The 17779-nt window shown below is 52.9% G+C and carries 13 protein-coding genes and 1 rRNA gene; 12 read left to right on the plus strand and 2 right to left on the minus strand.

The features are described 5' to 3' along the window. The first annotated feature begins 185 nt into the window (after positions 1-185). The 5 genes from rrf (at position 186) to aceK (ending at position 6639) form a co-directional block, all read left to right on the plus strand. Positions 186-301, plus strand: a 5S ribosomal RNA gene (gene rrf / locus D6C13_RS03555). Between the two features lie 293 nt (positions 302-594). Next, positions 595-1524, plus strand: coding sequence for a homoserine O-acetyltransferase MetA (gene metA, locus D6C13_RS03560; protein ID WP_120131466.1), 930 nt, complete (start codon positions 595-597; stop codon positions 1522-1524). Positions 1525-1898: 374 nt separating this feature from the next. Continuing rightward, a complete protein-coding gene (aceB, locus tag D6C13_RS03565) occupies positions 1899-3497 on the plus strand; it encodes a malate synthase A (RefSeq protein WP_120131467.1) in 1599 nt (532 codons plus the stop codon). Positions 3498-3537: 40 nt separating this feature from the next. Beyond that, a complete protein-coding gene (gene aceA / locus D6C13_RS03570) occupies positions 3538-4860 on the plus strand; it encodes an isocitrate lyase (protein ID WP_120131468.1) in 1323 nt (440 codons plus the stop codon). Positions 4861-4926: 66 nt separating this feature from the next. Beyond that, positions 4927-6639: a bifunctional isocitrate dehydrogenase kinase/phosphatase gene (gene aceK, locus D6C13_RS03575; RefSeq protein WP_120131469.1), complete on the plus strand. Its 1713-nt coding sequence runs from the start codon at positions 4927-4929 to the stop codon at positions 6637-6639. 46 nt (positions 6640-6685) lie between these two features. Here aceK and iclR read toward each other — a convergent pair whose 3' ends face one another. Then, positions 6686-7522: a glyoxylate bypass operon transcriptional repressor IclR gene (iclR, locus tag D6C13_RS03580; protein ID WP_167457984.1), complete on the minus strand. Its 837-nt coding sequence runs from the start codon at positions 7520-7522 to the stop codon at positions 6686-6688. Between the two features lie 271 nt (positions 7523-7793). On the opposite strand from iclR, the gene metH reads away from it, so the two are divergent. Continuing rightward, the gene (gene metH, locus D6C13_RS03585) at positions 7794-11477 is read left to right on the plus strand and encodes a methionine synthase (RefSeq protein WP_120131661.1); all 3684 of its coding nucleotides are present in this window, start codon (positions 7794-7796) and stop codon (positions 11475-11477) included. 106 nt (positions 11478-11583) lie between these two features. Here metH and D6C13_RS03590 read toward each other — a convergent pair whose 3' ends face one another. Beyond that, a complete protein-coding gene (locus tag D6C13_RS03590) occupies positions 11584-12294 on the minus strand; it encodes a UTRA domain-containing protein (RefSeq protein ID WP_120131471.1) in 711 nt (236 codons plus the stop codon). A gap of 204 nt (positions 12295-12498) precedes the next feature. On the opposite strand from D6C13_RS03590, the gene D6C13_RS03595 reads away from it, so the two are divergent. From D6C13_RS03595 to D6C13_RS03620, 6 genes are all read left to right on the plus strand, one after another. Beyond that, positions 12499-13557, plus strand: a complete 1059-nt coding sequence (locus D6C13_RS03595; protein WP_120131472.1) for an ABC transporter substrate-binding protein — start codon at positions 12499-12501, stop codon at positions 13555-13557. 85 nt (positions 13558-13642) lie between these two features. Further along, positions 13643-14440: an alkaline phosphatase family protein gene (locus D6C13_RS03600; protein ID WP_120131473.1), complete on the plus strand. Its 798-nt coding sequence runs from the start codon at positions 13643-13645 to the stop codon at positions 14438-14440. A gap of 26 nt (positions 14441-14466) precedes the next feature. Further along, on the plus strand, positions 14467-15309 hold the full coding sequence (locus D6C13_RS03605; protein WP_120131474.1) for an ABC transporter permease: 843 nt from the start codon (positions 14467-14469) through the stop codon (positions 15307-15309). A 22-nt stretch (positions 15310-15331) separates the two neighbouring features. Then, complete coding sequence (locus D6C13_RS03610) at positions 15332-16117, plus strand: ABC transporter permease (RefSeq protein WP_113876665.1); 786 nt, start codon at positions 15332-15334, stop codon at positions 16115-16117. A 2-nt stretch (positions 16118-16119) separates the two neighbouring features. Then, entirely contained in the window at positions 16120-17112 is a 993-nt protein-coding gene (locus D6C13_RS03615) for an ABC transporter ATP-binding protein (protein ID WP_120131475.1), read from the plus strand. Then, positions 17109-17765 (plus strand): HAD family hydrolase, encoded by a 657-nt coding sequence (locus tag D6C13_RS03620; protein ID WP_120131476.1) that lies wholly within the window; start codon positions 17109-17111, stop codon positions 17763-17765. The genes D6C13_RS03615 and D6C13_RS03620 overlap by 4 nt, the downstream gene beginning before the upstream one ends. Positions 17766-17779: the final 14 nt, after the last annotated feature.

Below are 17779 nucleotides of genomic sequence, written 5' to 3' on the forward strand. Positions count from 1 at the left end.
TGTAAGTGCAGCGATGCATTGAGCTAACCAGTACTAATGACCCGAGAGGCTTAACCTTACAACACCAAAGGTGTTTTTGATTTGAGAGACAGGCTCGCAAGAGTAGATTTTCAGCTGAATGTTCCGAGATTGGTTCGTAGTGCAATCCTGATTTAAGGTGAGCGGTATGAATGAAACAGAATTTGCCTGGCGGCAGTAGCGCGGTGGTCCCACCTGACCCCATGCCGAACTCAGAAGTGAAACGCCGTAGCGCCGATGGTAGTGTGGGGTCTCCCCATGCGAGAGTAGGGAACTGCCAGGCATCAAATAAAGACAAAAGCCCCGTACGAAAGTGCGGGGCTTTTTTCTATGGAAAATTTGGTGGTTTTTGTTCGAAACCTGTTCGAAATGTTCATATATCTACCGATTTAACCCCGGTTTTTTATCGCGACTTTCTCCTCATCTCTCATCATTTATAACCAAAACATCTAAATTAATAACTGAAGCTGAAACATTTTCACTTACCACTTGCACGCTCGACATCTTAATCAAAACCCGTTATCTTCGGCTATCTAGAAGTCTAAACGTATAAATGGATGCAGTGAGGAAGTTGTTATGCCGATCCGGGTTCCAGATGAACTACCAGCCGTGAATTTCTTGCGCCATGAGAACGTCTTTGTCATGACGTCATCACGTGCGAAAACGCAGGAGATCCGTCCTCTTAAGGTGCTGGTTCTCAACCTGATGCCGAAGAAAATTGAGACAGAAAATCAGTTTTTACGGCTGCTTTCGAACTCTCCTCTGCAGATTGATGTGCAGCTGCTGCGCATTGATAGCCGCGAATCTAAAAATACCCCGGCTGAGCACCTGAATAACTTCTATTGTGATTTTGAAGACATTCAGCATGACAACTATGACGGCCTGATCGTCACCGGCGCGCCTCTGGGATTGGTCGATTTTTGCGACGTGGCTTACTGGCCTGAAATTGAGCGTGTCATTCACTGGGCGAAAGAGCATGTGACATCGACCCTGTTTGTTTGCTGGGCGGTCCAGGCTGCACTGAATGTGCTTTACGGGCTGCCAAAAATGACCCGCGACGCGAAGCTTTCAGGGGTTTACCCTCATCAGACGCTGCAACCACTGGCATTACTAACGCGTGGATTTGATGAAAGCTTTCTGGCACCTCATTCCCGTTATGCAGATTTTCCGGCTGATGTGCTCCGCCAGCATACTGATCTGGATATTTTCGCTGAATCTGAGGAGGCGGGAGCCTACCTCTTTGCCACGAAAGATAAACGCATGGCCTTTGTCACCGGCCATCCTGAATACGATGCAGGAACGCTGGCAGGTGAGTATCTGCGCGATGTGGCGGCGGGTTTATCGCCGGAAATGCCCTACAACTATTTTCCGCAGGATAACGCCGAGCTGTCACCGAAGGCAACCTGGCGGAGTCACGGACACCTGCTGTTCACTAACTGGCTGAATTATTACGTTTATCAGATCACGCCGTTTGATCTGCGGCAGATGAATCCAACCCTCGAGTAACTCTCTTTTTAATATTTGAGCAGACGATCTTAACGGTCGTCTGTTTACACTCTTTTTATCCCTGTGATCCTTTGGTCTGACCCCTGCCTTCTATACGCGCCTCTCTCCTGTTCGAAACCCATTACCATTTTATGGAAAAATAATTTCCCTCTATCTTATTGATTAAAAATAACACTTTTTTATTTTAAAAATAAAATGGAAATCGTTTTTGATTTTATGAGATTCCTGATTACGCTTAAATCTGTCGGGCAATAAATGACCAGAGAAAAATCGCCTCAGGATCATGAGTGCATCTCCGGTGTGTTTTCAACCGTAACAGCATCTGTTCAGTGAAGCGGTCTGGCAGATTAAGCAGATAAATCAGGAGAAAAACGATGTCAGAGCAAATTACCCGCAGTCAGCTTGGCTTCACGCGTCGTTTTGGTGAGAACGAAGCGCAAATTCTGACCGAAGAGGCCGTGGATTTTTTGTCCGAGCTGGTCGTGCGTTTTACCCCGCTGCGTAACCGCTTACTGGCCGATCGGATTGCCGTGCAGCAGAAGATAGATCAGGGCACGCTGCCTGATTTTATTTCGGAAACTCATTCCATAAAAAATTCAACCTGGAAAATACGCGGGATCCCGGCTGATTTGTTAGATCGCCGCGTAGAAATCACCGGTCCTGTCGAACGCAAAATGGTGATCAATGCGCTGAATGCCAATGTAAAAGTGTTTATGGCGGACTTTGAGGATTCGCTGGCTCCGGACTGGCAGAAAGTCATCGAAGGACAAATCAACTTACGCGATGCGGTGAACGGCACCATCAGCCACACCAATGAAGCCGGAAAGATTTATCAGCTCAAGCCCGATCCGGCAGTATTGATTTGCCGTGTGCGTGGTCTGCATTTGCCTGAAAAGCATGTGACCTGGCAGGGCGAGGCCATCCCCGGTTCACTGTTTGATTTTGTTTTGTACTTTTTCCACAACCACCGTGCCTTGCTGGCTAAAGGCAGCGGCCCCTATTTCTACCTGCCCAAAATGCAGTCTTATCATGAGGCTGACTGGTGGAGCCAGGTCTTCAGCTTTGCGGAGGAATACGCCGGATTATCCCGTGGGACGATCAAAGCCACAGTGCTGATTGAAACTCTGCCTGCTGTTTTCCAAATGGATGAAATCCTTTATCACCTGCGGGATCACATCGTCGGCCTGAACTGCGGTCGATGGGATTACATCTTCAGTTATATCAAAACGCTGAAAAATCACGCGAATCGCGTATTGCCTGACCGTCAGTCGGTGACCATGACTCAGCCTTTCCTGAACGCCTATTCCCGTTTGCTGATCAAAACCTGTCACCGCCGTGGCGCATTTGCGATGGGGGGCATGGCGGCATTTATCCCCAGCAAAGACGTTAAGCGTAACGAATGGGTGCTCAACAAAGTCCGTACCGACAAAGAGCTGGAAGCGAATAACGGACATGACGGTACCTGGATTGCACACCCGGGGTTGGCGGATACGGTACTCGAAGTGTTCGATAAGGCGCTGGGAACCCGCTCAAACCAGCTGAACGTATTACGCGAAGAAGATGCTGAAATCACCGCCGGACAATTGCTCGAACCTTGTCACGGCGAACGCACCGAAGAGGGCATGCGTGCCAATATTCGTGTGGCTGTGCAATACATTGAGGCCTGGATCTCCGGTAACGGCTGCGTGCCGATTTACGGGCTGATGGAAGATGCTGCTACCGCTGAAATCTCCCGCACGTCGATCTGGCAGTGGATCCATCATGGCAAAGCGCTCAATGACGGTCAGCCGGTCACCAAACCGCTGTTCCGCCGCATGCTCAACGAAGAAATTCTTGTGATCCAGCAGGAACTGGGAGAACAGCGTTTCAGCGCCGGTCGTTTTACACAGGCCGCCGCATTGATGGAAAAAATCACCACACAGGATGAACTGATCGACTTCCTGACACTGCCGGGCTATCAGCTGCTGGCCTGAGTTTTCTTACCCTACACATAAAAAGACCGGAGCATTTGCCATGAAAACGACCCGTACTCAGCAAATTCAGCAGCTTGAAGAAACCTGGAACCAGCCGCGCTGGAAAAATATCACCCGCCCTTACACAGCGGCAGAAGTGATCAGCCTGCGTGGCTCGGTCAATCCTGAATGCACGCTGGCCCAGCATGGCGCATCCCGCCTGTGGAATTTACTGCACGGCGCTTCACGAAAAGGCTATGTGAATTGCCTCGGCGCGCTGACCGGCGGGCAGGCTTTACAGCAGGCGAAAGCCGGGATAGAAGCCATTTATCTGTCCGGATGGCAGGTGGCTGCCGATGCCAATACGGCCTCCAGTATGTATCCCGATCAGTCGTTGTATCCGGTGAATTCGGTGCCTGAAGTGGTCGCGCGGATTAACAACACCTTTCGCCGTGCGGATCAGATCCAGTGGGCGAATAACATTGAGCCTGGTCAGCAGGGGTATACCGACTATTTTCTGCCGATTGTGGCCGATGCGGAAGCCGGTTTTGGTGGTGTACTCAATGCGTTTGAGTTGATGAAATCCATGATTGAAGCGGGTGCTGCTGCGGTTCATTTTGAAGATCAGCTTGCTGCCGTGAAAAAGTGCGGACATATGGGCGGCAAAGTTTTGGTGCCAACACAGGAAGCGGTGCAGAAGCTGGTTTCCGCACGCCTTGCCGCTGATGTTCTCGGTGTACCGACGCTTCTGGTGGCGCGTACCGATGCAGATGCCGCAGATTTACTGACATCCGACTGCGACCCTTATGACAGCCAGTTTATTACCGGCGAGAGAACGCATGAGGGGTTCTACAGAACGCATGCGGGTATTGAACAGGCTATCAGCCGCGGGCTGGCGTATGCGCCGTACGCTGACGTAGTGTGGTGCGAAACATCCACGCCAGACCTCAAACTGGCGCAGCGGTTTGCCCAAGCTATCCATGCCAAATTCCCGGGCAAACTGCTGGCCTACAACTGTTCGCCATCGTTTAACTGGAAGAAAAATCTCGACGATAAAACCATCGCCAGTTTCCAGGAGCAACTGGCCGCGATGGGATATCAGTACCAGTTCATCACGCTGGCGGGCATTCACAGCATGTGGTTCAACATGTTCGACCTGGCACATGCCTATGCACAAGGCGAAGGGATGAAACACTACGTTGAGAAAGTGCAGGAGCCGGAATTTGCAGCGGTCAGCCGTGGCTACACCTTTGCTTCGCATCAGCAGGAAGTGGGCACCGGTTATTTCGATAAAGTGACCAACATCATTCAGGGAGGACGATCTTCGGTGACTGCCTTAACCGGTTCTACCGAAGAACAGCAATTCTCCTCCACGTCGCACTGACTGCCTGTTACTGACTGTCTGTCGGCCCGGCGAAATCCGGGCCTTTTCCCTTATGGAGCCGCCATTATGCGTATAGAACTGTTGATTGCGCAGACTATTTTGCAGGGATTCGACGCACAGTATGGCCGTTTTCTCGAGGTGACAGCGGGGGCGCAACAACGCTTTGAAAATGCCAGCTGGCCGGCGGTACAGGCTGCGATGAAGCAGCGTATTCATTTGTATGACCACCATGTCGGACTGGTCGTCGCTCAGCTTAAATGCATCACCGGTCAGCACTTTTATGATGCTGCATTCCTGATCCGCATAAAGGAATGTTACTCCGAATTACTGCCTGATTATCCCCGGGCTGAAATCGCCGAAAGTTTCTTTAATTCAGTCTATTGCCGGATATTCAAACATCGTGATCTGACGGCGGACAAACTGTTTATTTTCAGCGAACAGCCCGCCCGGCGACCACAAATTTGCACCCGTCCCTTGTCACGCCAGTATCCGGTTCAGGGCAATCTGATCGCAGTATTATCAAAAGTGCTTAATGATTTGCCAGTGCGTTTATCGTGGGAAGATGCGAACCGCGACGTAGATTATATGGCTACGGCGTTGCAGCAGCGGTTTCCAACAGACTGGCTGGCGAGTGCTGATATTGAGATTGCCACCGAAATCTTTTATCGCAATAAGGCTGCGTGGATCATCGGGAAAATCCGCTCGGGTTCACGGGTATTTCCGTTGTTATTGCCGGTGCATCTGAGCCATCAGAGCCAGCTGTTTGTTGATGCCTGCCTGACCGATGGTCACGACGCCAGTATCGTTTTCGGTTTTGCCCGTTCGTATTTCATGGTTTATGCCCCTCAGCCCGGTGCGCTGGTGGAATGGCTGCGTGAGATTTTACCGGCGAAAACGACCGCTGAACTTTACAGCGCTATCGGCTGCCAGAAACATGCAAAAACAGAGTGTTACCGAGAGCATCTGCGCTTTATGGCGCAATCCGACGAGTCTTTTATTATTGCGCCTGGCGTCAAAGGTATGGTCATGCTGGTATTCACTCTGCCTGGCAGTGACCGCGTTTTCAAAGTGATAAAAGATAATTTTGCACCGCAGAAAGAAGTCACTGAAACACAGGTCATGGCCTGCTATCAGTTAGTGAAAGAGCATGATCGTGTAGGGCGGATGGCTGACACTCAGGAGTTCGAACATTTTGTTCTGCCGAAGAAAAATATCAGCCCGGAACTGATGGCCGAATTGCGACGCGAAGTGCCTGCCAAAATCGTAGATCTGGGTGACAGCATAGCGCTGCGCCATCTGTACATCGAACGGCGTATGACGCCGCTGAATTTATATCTGGAGCACGCCAGTGAGGCGCAGCTACATGATGTGATTGAAGAATACGGTAATGCCATCAAACAACTGGCCGCGGCGAATATTTTTCCCGGCGATATGTTGTTTAAGAATTTTGGCGTGACCCGTCATGGCCGGGTGGTATTTTATGACTACGACGAAATCTGCTACATGACTGAAGTAAATTTTCGCGATATCCCCGCGCCACGTTATCCGGAGGATGAACTGGCCAGTGAGCCCTGGTACAGCATTGCGCCGGGCGATGTTTTTCCGGAAGAATTCCGGCATTTTCTGTGCAGCGATAAACGTCTCGCTCAGATTTTTGAGTCACTACACGACGACCTGTTCAGCGCTGACTACTGGCGCGGTTTGCAGCAGCGGATCAGCGAAGGCCATGTCGAAGATGTCTTTGCTTATCGCCGTTCCCAGCGCTTTAGCCGTCGCTAAAGTGCGTCATCATCCCGCCACACTCCGGCGGGATATCAGCCTTCTGTCAGTGTTTCCCGCCACCGTAGGCCTGCGTAATTTCTTTTGCCGCATGAATAACCAGCGCACCCAACTCCGTCACCCGGTCATCGGTTATCCGCGAGAGGGGGCCTGAAATAGAAATCGCTGCGTACGCGTCGTTATGCTCGTCGTAAATGCAGGTCGCCACGCAGCGCAGCCCGAGCGCATGTTCTTCATCATCAAAGGCATAGCCGCGTTTACGTGTATCCGCCAGCTCCTGTTTCAGGTTTGCCGGAGATGTTTTTGTCAGCGGCGTATAACTGTGCAGACCAATTTTATGCAGCAACTTCACCAAACGTTCTTCCGGTAACGTCGAAAGAAACGCTTTACCGGCACCCGACGCATGCATCGGTAATTTCCCGCCAATCGGCGCTGACATTCTCATCAGCGCATTACACTGCACCTGATCGATGATGATTGCCTGATAATCACTGTGATCCAGCACCGCCAGATTCACGGTTTCGCCGGATTCTTCCATCAGGCGGCGTAACATCGGATGCACCATCGCCAGTAAATTCCGGCTTTGCAGGAAACTGCTGCCGACCACAAAAGCATGCGAACCAATGGTCCACAGGCCCAGATCACCAACCTGACGGACAAACCCTTGTTGCTGCATAGTCGTCAGCAAGCGGTGGGTGGTGGAATTAGGTAAACCGGCCTGTTGGGCCAGATCAGTCAGCGCTACGCTGCCCTGCGCTTCAGCAATGTATTCCAGTAACTTAAGGCCACGTGTCAGGGACTGAACCTGCCCGGTCGCGGCGCTGCCTGTTGCGGCAGCGGCTTTGGTTTTCTTAGCACGTTTGGCCGGAGCCGATACGGACATTGCCATGAGCCTGTTCCTTGTAAGATGCGCCAAACGCTGGCGAATAAAAGTCATTTTTGGAATTGGTTTTCGTTTTTACAGTATGGATCGCAACCTGCCTTTGCGCTCATCCGATGTGTTGCACTGTATTTGCGGGATGTCTTCCCGAATTGAAAAAGTCTCACGTCTGCGCGGGCTTTTGGCTGAGGAAGGTATGCTAGGATGTTGACCATAATTTCCGGTGCATGAATGAACAATTTGCCGGGTGTGAGTGACGGGTGATGAGGTGAAAGTGACAAATCGAGTTGAAGCGCTACACAAGCAACTGGCAGAGCGCATTTTGGTTCTGGACGGCGGCATGGGCACCATGATCCAAAGCTATCGCCTGGAAGAGGAAGATTACCGCGGCGAACGTTTTGCTGACTGGGAAAGCGATCTTAAAGGTAACAACGATCTTCTGGTGCTCTCAAAGCCTGAAGTGATCGTCGAGATCCATAACGGTTATCTTGCTGCTGGCGCCGATATCCTCGAAACCAACACTTTCAACTCCACCACGATTGCGATGGCTGATTACCATATGGAATCGCTGTCGGCTGAAATTAACTATCAGGCCGCGCGGCTGGCGCGGCAGTGCGCCGATGAATGGACTGCCCGCACGCCGGATAAACCCCGTTACGTCGCCGGCGTACTAGGCCCGACCAACCGCACGGCGTCGATTTCGCCTGACGTTAACGATCCCGCTTTCCGTAATGTGTCTTTCGATCAGCTGGTAGAAGCCTACCGCGAATCGACGCGCGCGCTGATTGAGGGCGGCGCAGATCTCATCATGATCGAAACCGTCTTCGATACGCTCAACGCCAAAGCCGCCACATTCGCCGTAGAAAGCGAGTTTGAAGCGATGGGCATCGTCTTGCCGGTGATGGTCTCCGGGACGATAACCGATGCTTCTGGTCGAACATTATCCGGCCAGACCACGGAAGCTTTTTACAACTCGCTGCGCCACGTTAAACCGCTCACTTTCGGTCTGAACTGTGCCCTGGGCCCGGATGAGTTGCGTCAGTATGTCGCTGAATTGTCGCGTATTGCAGAATGTTATGTCACGGCTCACCCGAACGCCGGGCTGCCTAACGCCTTCGGTGAATACGATCTGGAAGCCAAAGAAATGGCGGAGCACATAGCCGAATGGGCGCGCTCGGGTTTCCTGAATATTGTGGGTGGTTGCTGTGGTACCACGCCTGCGCATATTGCGGCGATGGTGAAAGCCGTCGAAGGTGTGCCGCCGCGTGCATTACCGACCATTCCTGTTGCCTGCCGCCTGGCGGGTCTGGAACCACTGACTATTGATCCCCAGACGCTGTTTGTGAACGTCGGCGAACGTACCAACGTCACCGGTTCTGCGCGCTTTAAACGACTGATCAAAGAAGAGAAGTATTCTGAAGCACTGGCCGTTGCCCGCCAGCAGGTTGAAAGTGGCGCGCAGATCATCGACATCAACATGGATGAAGGGATGCTCGACGCCGAAGCGGCGATGGTTCGTTTCCTCAGCCTGATTGCTGGTGAGCCGGATATCGCCCGTGTGCCAATCATGATCGACTCCTCCAAATGGGATGTCATTGAAAAAGGCCTGAAATGCATTCAGGGCAAAGGCATCGTTAACTCCATTTCGATGAAAGAGGGTGAGGAAGCCTTCCTGCATCACGCCCGCCTGGTTCGCCGCTATGGGGCCGCCGTGGTGGTCATGGCATTCGATGAAACCGGACAGGCGGATACCCGCGCCCGCAAAATTGAAATCTGCCGCCGTGCCTACAAATTGCTGACGGAAAAAGTCGGCTTCCCGCCGGAAGACATTATTTTCGACCCGAATATCTTTGCCGTCGCTACCGGCATTGAGGAACACAACAACTACGCCGTCGATTTCATCGAAGCCTGCGCCGATATCAAAGCACAACTGCCGCACGCGCTGATTTCAGGTGGTGTTTCCAACGTTTCATTCTCGTTCCGCGGTAACGAACCGGTGCGAGAAGCCATTCACGCCGTGTTCCTGTACCACGCTATCCGCAACGGCATGGATATGGGCATTGTCAACGCCGGTCAGTTGGCGATTTATGATGACTTACCGGCTGAACTGCGCGACGCCGTTGAAGACGTGATCCTCAACCGCCGTGACGATGGTACCGAGCGTCTGCTCGAAATGGCCGAAAAATACCGTGGCAGTAAGGACGATGGCGAAGCGAACAAACAGCAGGCGGAGTGGCGCAGCTGGGAAGTCAAAAAACGCCTCGAATACTCGCTGGTGAAAGGCATTACCGAATTTATCGAACTGGATACTGAAGAGTGCCGCCAGCTGGCTGCACGTCCTATCGAAGTGATCGAAGGCCCGCTGATGGACGGTATGAACGTCGTCGGTGACCTGTTTGGTGCCGGTAAAATGTTCCTGCCGCAGGTGGTCAAATCCGCACGCGTGATGAAACAGGCGGTGGCCTATCTGGAACCGTACATTGAAGCCAGCAAGGAAAAGGGCCAGACCAACGGCAAAATCCTGCTCGCGACGGTAAAAGGCGACGTGCATGACATCGGCAAAAATATCGTCGGCGTGGTGCTGCAATGTAATAACTACGAGATCATTGATCTCGGGGTGATGGTGCCGACCGACAAAATCCTGAAAACCGCCATCGAAGAAAACGTCGATATCATCGGACTTTCCGGGCTGATTACGCCGTCGCTCGACGAAATGGTTAACGTGGCGAAAGAAATGGAACGCCGTGGCTTTACCATGCCTTTGCTGATTGGCGGTGCGACCACATCCAAAGCGCACACCGCGGTTAAAATCGAACAAAACTACAGTGGCGCGACCTGCTACGTGCAAAACGCCTCGCGCTCTGTCGGCGTGGTATCTGCGTTGCTGTCAAAAGAGCAGCGTGACGCATTTATCGAACGGACGCGCAAAGAGTACGACACCGTGCGTATCCAGCATGCACGTAAAAAGCCGCGTACACCGCCGGTCAGTCTCGACGTGGCCCGCGATAACGCGACGACTATCGACTGGGATGATTACACGCCGCCGGTTGCCCATCGGCTGGGCATTCAGAAAGTGGAAGCCAGCATTGAAACGCTGCGTAATTACATCGACTGGACGCCGTTCTTCATGACCTGGTCGCTGGCCGGTAAATATCCGCGCATTCTGGAAGATGAAGTGGTCGGCGAAGAAGCGAAACGGCTGTTCCAGGATGCCAATGATCTGCTCGATAAACTCTCCGCAGAGAAGCTACTGAACCCGCGTGGTGTCGTCGGATTGTTCCCTGCGAACCGTAAAGGCGACGACATCGAAATCTACAGCGATGAACGCCGTACAGACGTGCTGGTGGTCAGCCATCATCTGCGTCAGCAAACGGAAAAAACAGATTTCGCCAACTACTGTCTGGCGGACTTTGTTGCGCCGAAATCCAGCGGTAAAAAAGATTACATGGGAGCGTTCGCCGTCACCGGCGGGCTGGAAGAAGATGCGCTGGCTGAGGCGTATGACAAGCAGCATGATGACTACAATAAAATCATGATTAAGGCGCTGGCAGACCGTCTGGCCGAAGCTTTCGCGGAATATCTGCATGAGAAAGTGCGTAAGGTTTACTGGGGTTTTGCGCCGACAGAAAACCTGAGCAATGAAGAGCTGATCCGCGAGAATTATCAGGGAATTCGCCCGGCTCCGGGTTATCCGGCCTGTCCTGAACACACTGAAAAAGGCCAGATCTGGAAACTGCTCGATGTTGAAACTAACACCGGTATGCAGCTGACCGAATCCTTTGCGATGTGGCCGGGCGCTGCGGTATCCGGCTGGTATTTCAGCCATCCTGACAGCAAATACTTCGCCGTGGCGCAGATTCAGCGCGATCAGGTCGAAGATTACGCCGCGCGTAAAAATATGCCAATTGGCGAAGTTGAACGCTGGCTGGCGCCAAACTTAGGTTACGACGCCGACTGATCCAGAATACTTCCGCTCTCTGGACGTGAAAACAGGCAGCAGAGTAAAGCGTCCGCGCCATGGATGGCGCAGTTCGGGCCCTCGTCCGGTTTCACCTTTCTTTAAATTAATTCACTTCCACATCAATGTGCAGCGCGTCATAGCGCCAGTATTCCAGATCGCAGTCGATCACCCGGTCATGCTGGTCACGGTTAATACGCGTGATAAACAGCGCCGGACTGCCTGAAGCCACTCTCAGCGCATGCGATGCTTCCTGAGGCAGCAACGTCGGCACCATATCGAACCGCACGCGTCCGTAATGAATGTCATAACGGGAAGCGTATAAATCTGTCAGCGATGTCGTGAGATCCGCATCGAGAATGCCCTGAAAATACACCGGATTAAGGTAATGCTCGACATACAGCACCGGGCGCTTGTCGATATAACGCAACCGGCGGATACAAATCACCTCGCTCCCTGACGGCAACAGCAGCTTCTGGCTGACCGTTTCACTGGCAACGCAGTTTTTCGCATCGATGACTTCGGTTTGCGCATGACGTCCCTGGTCTTTCGCCATCGCGTGAAAATGACTTCTTTGCAGCGGGTTGTAAACAATGCGCGGTGGGGAAACAAACCAGCCACGGCGTACTTCCCGGTAGATCAGCCCCTGCGCCTCGAGCTGGCTTAATGCTTCCCGTAATGTGATTCGGGTAGTGGAAAATTGTTCACTTAACGCCCGCTCAGAAGGCAGCCTTCCCTCGGCAGAAAATGCCCCGGTCGCAATACTTTCGCTCAATGCCTTGCAGATGACAGCAAGGGTGGTCTGCGATTCACTCATCGGTCAGCAAGCCTCATTTCAGTGCGTTTTTGCACCAATCCGACCCTTTGTCGTGTCAATAATGTGCGCCTGTTAACAGCTATAAGCTTAAAACTGCTGCTTTTTCACGCTGACATATAATTATCACAATTGAGCGTTAGATTGGCTTGGTTCTTGCTGGACTAGACCAGCACTTCACACACACTACCATCCGGAGCATCCGTTATGAAACAGTTGTTCGCTTCTGTGTTAACCAGCGCGCTTGTCCTCTCCGCTTCTTCGGCATTTGCCGCTGAACCCCCTGCTGCACTCCTCAAAGCGGCGCAAGCCGAAGGAACCGTAAACAGCGTCGGTATGCCTGATGACTGGGCAAACTGGAAAGCCACCTGGAGTGATCTGAATACCAAATACGGCCTGAAACACAGCGATACCGACATGAGCTCCGCACAGGAAATCGCGAAATTCCTCGCTGAAAAAGACAATGCCAGCGCTGATATTGGTGATGTGGGGGCGGCCTTTGGCCCGGTCGCGGTGTCGAAAGGCGTCACTCAGCCGTATAAACCGACCACCTGGGATCAGGTGCCTGACTGGGCAAAAGATAAAGACGGTATGTGGGCACTCGCTTACACCGGCACTATCGCGTTCATCATCGATAAGTCTCAGGTCAAAGACGAGCCGCACAGCTGGGCTGACCTGCTGAACAGCAAATACAAAGTCACCATCGGTGATGTGAGTACGGCGGCGCAGGCCGCGAACGGCGTGCTGGCGGCAACGTATGCGATGGGCGGGGATGAAAAGGATCTGAAACCAGGTCTGGAATATTTCGGCAAACTGGCGAAAGCAGGGCGTCTTAGCCTGACTAACCCGGTCATTGCTTCTCTGGAAAAAGGTGAAGTGCAGGTTGGCGTGGTCTGGGACTTCAACGGTCTGAGCTATCGCGACAAAATTGATAAAACCCGCTTTGACGTAGTGATCCCATCGGATGGCTCCATCACTTCCGGCTATACCACCATCATCAACAAATTCGGCAAGCACCCGAACGCCGCCAAACTGGCGCGTGAATACATCTTCTCAGATGCCGGTCAGATTAACTTAGCGCAGGGTTACGCCCGCCCAATCCGTGCTGATCACATCACTCTGCCAGAGGATGCAAAAGCCAAACTGCTGCCATCCAGCGAATACAAAAATGCTCATCCGATTGCCGATCCGGCTGCCTGGGATAAGAGCGCCAAAACCTTGCCTCGTCTGTGGCAGGAAAACGTCATGATCAACATGCAGCAGTAAGCCATTAAGAATTAATAAGAAAAACCGGACAGCGAAAGCATTGGTTCAATTACAACACCTGTTTGAGACGAAAGGCATACGCGTAATGAAGAGCATTCTGGTAGTACTCGACGGTCTGAATTATCAGGTCGCCAAAGACGCAATGGGTTATTTACAGGCCCAGTGTGCCGCAGGACGCGGCCGCTTGTATCAACTGGAGTGTGAACTGCCATCGCTGTCCCGGCCGCTTTATGAATGCATTCTCACCGGCATCACGCCGGTGGTGAGTGGCATTGTGCATAACCACGTTGACCGGTTATCGACACAACGCAGTATTTTCCACTATGCCCGTGATGCGGGCCTGACCACGGCTGCAGCGGCTTATCACTGGGTCAGCGAATTGTATAACCGCACGCCGTTTGACCCGCCGCGTGACCGCCATACCAGCGATGAATCGCTGGCCATTCAGCACGGTCATTTTTATTACGACGACGGCTACCCTGACTCACATTTGTTCGACGACGCAGAAAGCCTGCGCCGTCGCCACAATCCTGATTTTCTGCTGATCCACCCGATGAACATTGATGACGCGGGCCATAAATTTGGCCTGTCGACGCCGCAATACCGCAACAAAGCGCGGACGGCGGACGGCATACTTTCGTGCTATCTGGGCGACTGGCTGGAGGGGGGTTATCAGGTAATCGTGACCGCCGATCACGGCATGAACGATGACCGCAGCCACGGCGGTATTTTGCCGGAAGAGCGCCAGGTGCCGCTGTTTGTATTCGGCAGCGCGTTCAGTTTTAAAGACGCCGCACCGTTGCAAACTGAGCTGTGCGGAACCGTTTGTCAGATACTTAATATTGCCCACGACAAGCCACATTGCGCGGCATTACTGGCCTGAATCCCTTCACTTTTAAAGGATAACCGATGAAAGCTAAGTGGATTGCAGCGCTGTTTATGTTGCCGTTTCTGGTGTTTTTCGTCGCATTTCAGCTGGCGCCACTGGCCTGGATTGCGGTGAGCAGCTTTTACAGCGAAACCTATGAAGCCTGGGGACTGGGCAATTACAGCGACATTCTGACTTCTCCGTTTTATTTACAGGCGATGCGTTTCTCGCTGGATATCTCGATCTGGTCGAGTTTGTACGGTTTGATTATCGCGTTAGTGGGCAGTTACTCACTTCGCCAGCTAGGCCCGACAAAGCTTCATGATTTCGTCATGTCGTTCACCAACATGACCAGCAACTTCGCGGGCGTGCCGCTGGCTTTTGCTTTCGTCATTCTGCTTGGCCTGAACGGCTGTCTGACGTTGCTGCTGCGCAAATATGGGCTGATGGAGCATTTCGACCTGTATTCGAAAGACGGGCTGATAGTGCTCTATACCTATTTCCAGATCCCGCTTGGCGTATTGCTGATGTATCCGGCGTTCGATGCCCTGCGCGAAGACTGGCGCGAATCGGCGGCATTACTCGGTGCGGGGCGCTGGAGTTACTGGCGATATATCGGCATGCCGGTTCTGTTCCCGGCTCTGCTGGGGACCTTTGTGATTTTGCTCGCAAACGCACTGGGTGCGTACGCCACGGTCTACGCACTGACGACCGGTAATTTCAACGTGGTACCGGTACGTATCGCTGCGCTGGTGTCGGGAGATATTTCTCTCGACCCGAATATGGGCAGTGCGCTGGCAATGTTACTGGTGGTGCTGATGGCGTTTATCACGCTTGTCCATCAGTGGCTATTGCGTAAAAGTTATCTCAGTCAGCGCAGCTGATTGCCGGAAAAAGGAACGTAAGATGTCGCGGTCTGAAGCGATTTACCACCGTGTGGTGATCTGGGTTTTACTGATTGTTCTGATGCTGCCGCTGCTGGCGACGCTGGTGTATGCGCTGGTGCTGGAGTGGGGCGCCACCATTTTGCCCAGCGGCTTTACGCTCAAATGGCTGGTGGAACTGTGGAGCGATCCGCGTTTCCTGATTGCACTCTGGCACTCGCTGCTGGTGTGTTTCGGCACGCTTTTCCTGTCGCTGGTGCTGATCCTGCCCCTGATGTTTGTGATTGCTTACTATTTCCCGAAGCTCGACGCACTGATGAATATCCTGATCCTGCTGCCGTTCGCCGTGCCGCCGGTGGTGTCATCTGTGGGGCTGATGCAGCTCTATTCCGCTGAGCCGCTGGCGCTGACCGGTACGCCGTGGATCCTGATTGGCTGTTACTTCACCATCGCGCTGCCGTTTATCTATCGTGCCATCTCCAACAACATGCAGGCCATCAATCTGCGCGACCTGATGGATGCGGCACATCTTCTCGGTGCCAGCACCTGGAAGGCCGCGCTGCTGGTGGTGTTACCGAACTTACGCAAGGGCGGAATGATCGCCGTATTGCTGTCGTTCTCGTTCCTGATCGGGGAATTTGTGTTCGCCAACCTGCTGGCGGGCAGCCGTTATGAAACGGTGCAGGTTTATCTCTATAACATGCGCAATGGCAGCGGCCATTTCACCAGCGCATTGGTCATCTCCTATTTCATGGTTGTCCTGATTTTCACCTGGGTGGCGAACATGCTGAACAAAGGAAAGAGCTGATTATGTCGTATTTGCAGGTCACTCAACTCAACAAGTCTTACGGTCCGACGCAGATTTTCAATAACATTGATTTCTCGGCTGAAGAAGGCGAATTCGTCACGTTGCTGGGGCCAAGCGGCTGCGGCAAATCCACTCTGCTGCGCTGTCTGGCCGGGCTGACGTCGGTCGATAGCGGAAAAATTGTGATTCAGGGGCAGGATATTGTGCCCCTGCCGCCACAGCAGCGCGGCATCGGCATGGTCTTCCAGAGCTATGCGCTGTTCCCGAATATGACGGTGGAAGCTAATGTCGCGTTTGGTTTGAAAATGCAGAGGATACCGGCTTGCGACCTGCATCGCCGCGTCGGTGATGTGCTGGAACTGGTGGAAATGAACGATTACGCCAAACGTTATCCGCATCAGCTTTCAGGTGGTCAGTGTCAGCGTGTGGCGCTGGCACGCTCGCTGGTGACGCAGCCGCGCCTGCTGCTGCTCGATGAGCCCCTTTCTGCGCTCGATGCCCGTATCCGTAGGCATCTGCGCGAGCAAATTCGCCGTATTCAGCGCGAAATGAACCTGACGGCGATTTTCGTGACTCACGATCAGGAAGAGGCGCTGACCATGTCAGACCGGATTGTGCTGATGAACAAAGGACAAATCGTCCAAAATGCCGATGCCGAAACCCTGTATACTGAACCAGTGGATGCTTTTGCAGCAGGCTTTATCGGCAGCTACAACCTGCTGAGCGCTGAACAGGCGATGGCGCTGACCGGCATTACTTACGCGGGCCGCGTCGCCATCCGTCCGGAGTCGGTCACGATAAGTGAGCTCAATGAAGGCATTCCGGCTAAAATTCTCAGTCACAGTCTGCTCGGCAACGTGGTGCGCTATCGTGTATTAGCGCACGGTGTCGAGCTTTCTGTGGATGTCTTAAACCGTTCTGTGGCCTCACTTCGCGCCGATGGCAGCGATATTGGTCTACAGTTAGATCTTGTTACGTTACGGGAAGTTGCATGAAACTGGCGCTGTTTGATCTCGATGAAACCCTGATTAGCGGCGACTGTTCCAGTCTCTGGTCTGCCTACATGGTGGCGAATGGCTGGGTGGCGGATGAGCAGGCTTTCCTGCAACAAGATGCTGCGCTTATGCAACAATATGCCCGGGGTAAGATGGATATGCAGGAGTACATGCGATGTACTCTGGTGCCGCTTACCGGACGCAGCGAAACTGACGTGGCGGCGATGGTCGCAGGTTATATTCAGGATATTATTGCACCGCGCATTTATGCGCAGGCGCGTGAGTGTCTGGCCGCTCACCGCGCACAGGGCGACCGGACGGTGATTATTTCCGCCTCCGGCGAGCATCTGGTGCAGCCGATTGCCCGTTTTCTCGGTGTTAAGGAAACGCTGGCGATTGGTGTGGAAATTAAAGACGGGCGCTTTACCGGCGCCACGCAGGGGACGATGACCTATCGCGAAGGTAAAGTGTCGCGTTTAATGGAACTCATCAATCAGGACGATTCCCTGCTGCAACAAGCCAGTTTCTATTCGGATTCTCATAATGATCTGCCCTTGCTGACCCGTGTCGGTCAGCCGGTGGCCGTGAATCCGGACGCCATCCTGCTCAAGCACGCCCGGCAGGCAGGATGGCCGGTCTATGCCTGGCGTTAATGGAGCTGTTTTTT

The sequence above is a fragment of the Rahnella woolbedingensis genome (genome assembly GCF_003602095.1).
Taxonomy (GTDB): domain Bacteria; phylum Pseudomonadota; class Gammaproteobacteria; order Enterobacterales; family Enterobacteriaceae; genus Rahnella; species Rahnella woolbedingensis.

What these genes read in the sequence shown, in the direction of transcription:
- metA (WP_120131466.1), top strand. Translation starts at nt 595, where the DNA reads ATGCCGATCCGGGTTCCAGATGAACTACCAGCCGTGAATTTCTTGCGC.
- aceB (WP_120131467.1), top strand. Translation starts at nt 1,899, where the DNA reads ATGTCAGAGCAAATTACCCGCAGTCAGCTTGGCTTCACGCGTCGTTTT.
- aceA (WP_120131468.1), top strand. Translation starts at nt 3,538, where the DNA reads ATGAAAACGACCCGTACTCAGCAAATTCAGCAGCTTGAAGAAACCTGG.
- aceK (WP_120131469.1), top strand. Translation starts at nt 4,927, where the DNA reads ATGCGTATAGAACTGTTGATTGCGCAGACTATTTTGCAGGGATTCGAC.
- iclR (WP_167457984.1), bottom strand. Translation starts at nt 7,522, where the DNA reads ATGTCCGTATCGGCTCCGGCCAAACGTGCTAAGAAAACCAAAGCCGCT.
- D6C13_RS03590 (WP_120131471.1), bottom strand. Translation starts at nt 12,294, where the DNA reads ATGAGTGAATCGCAGACCACCCTTGCTGTCATCTGCAAGGCATTGAGC.
- D6C13_RS03595 (WP_120131472.1), top strand. Translation starts at nt 12,499, where the DNA reads ATGAAACAGTTGTTCGCTTCTGTGTTAACCAGCGCGCTTGTCCTCTCC.
- D6C13_RS03600 (WP_120131473.1), top strand. Translation starts at nt 13,643, where the DNA reads ATGAAGAGCATTCTGGTAGTACTCGACGGTCTGAATTATCAGGTCGCC.
- D6C13_RS03605 (WP_120131474.1), top strand. Translation starts at nt 14,467, where the DNA reads ATGAAAGCTAAGTGGATTGCAGCGCTGTTTATGTTGCCGTTTCTGGTG.
- D6C13_RS03610 (WP_113876665.1), top strand. Translation starts at nt 15,332, where the DNA reads ATGTCGCGGTCTGAAGCGATTTACCACCGTGTGGTGATCTGGGTTTTA.
- D6C13_RS03615 (WP_120131475.1), top strand. Translation starts at nt 16,120, where the DNA reads ATGTCGTATTTGCAGGTCACTCAACTCAACAAGTCTTACGGTCCGACG.
- D6C13_RS03620 (WP_120131476.1), top strand. Translation starts at nt 17,109, where the DNA reads ATGAAACTGGCGCTGTTTGATCTCGATGAAACCCTGATTAGCGGCGAC.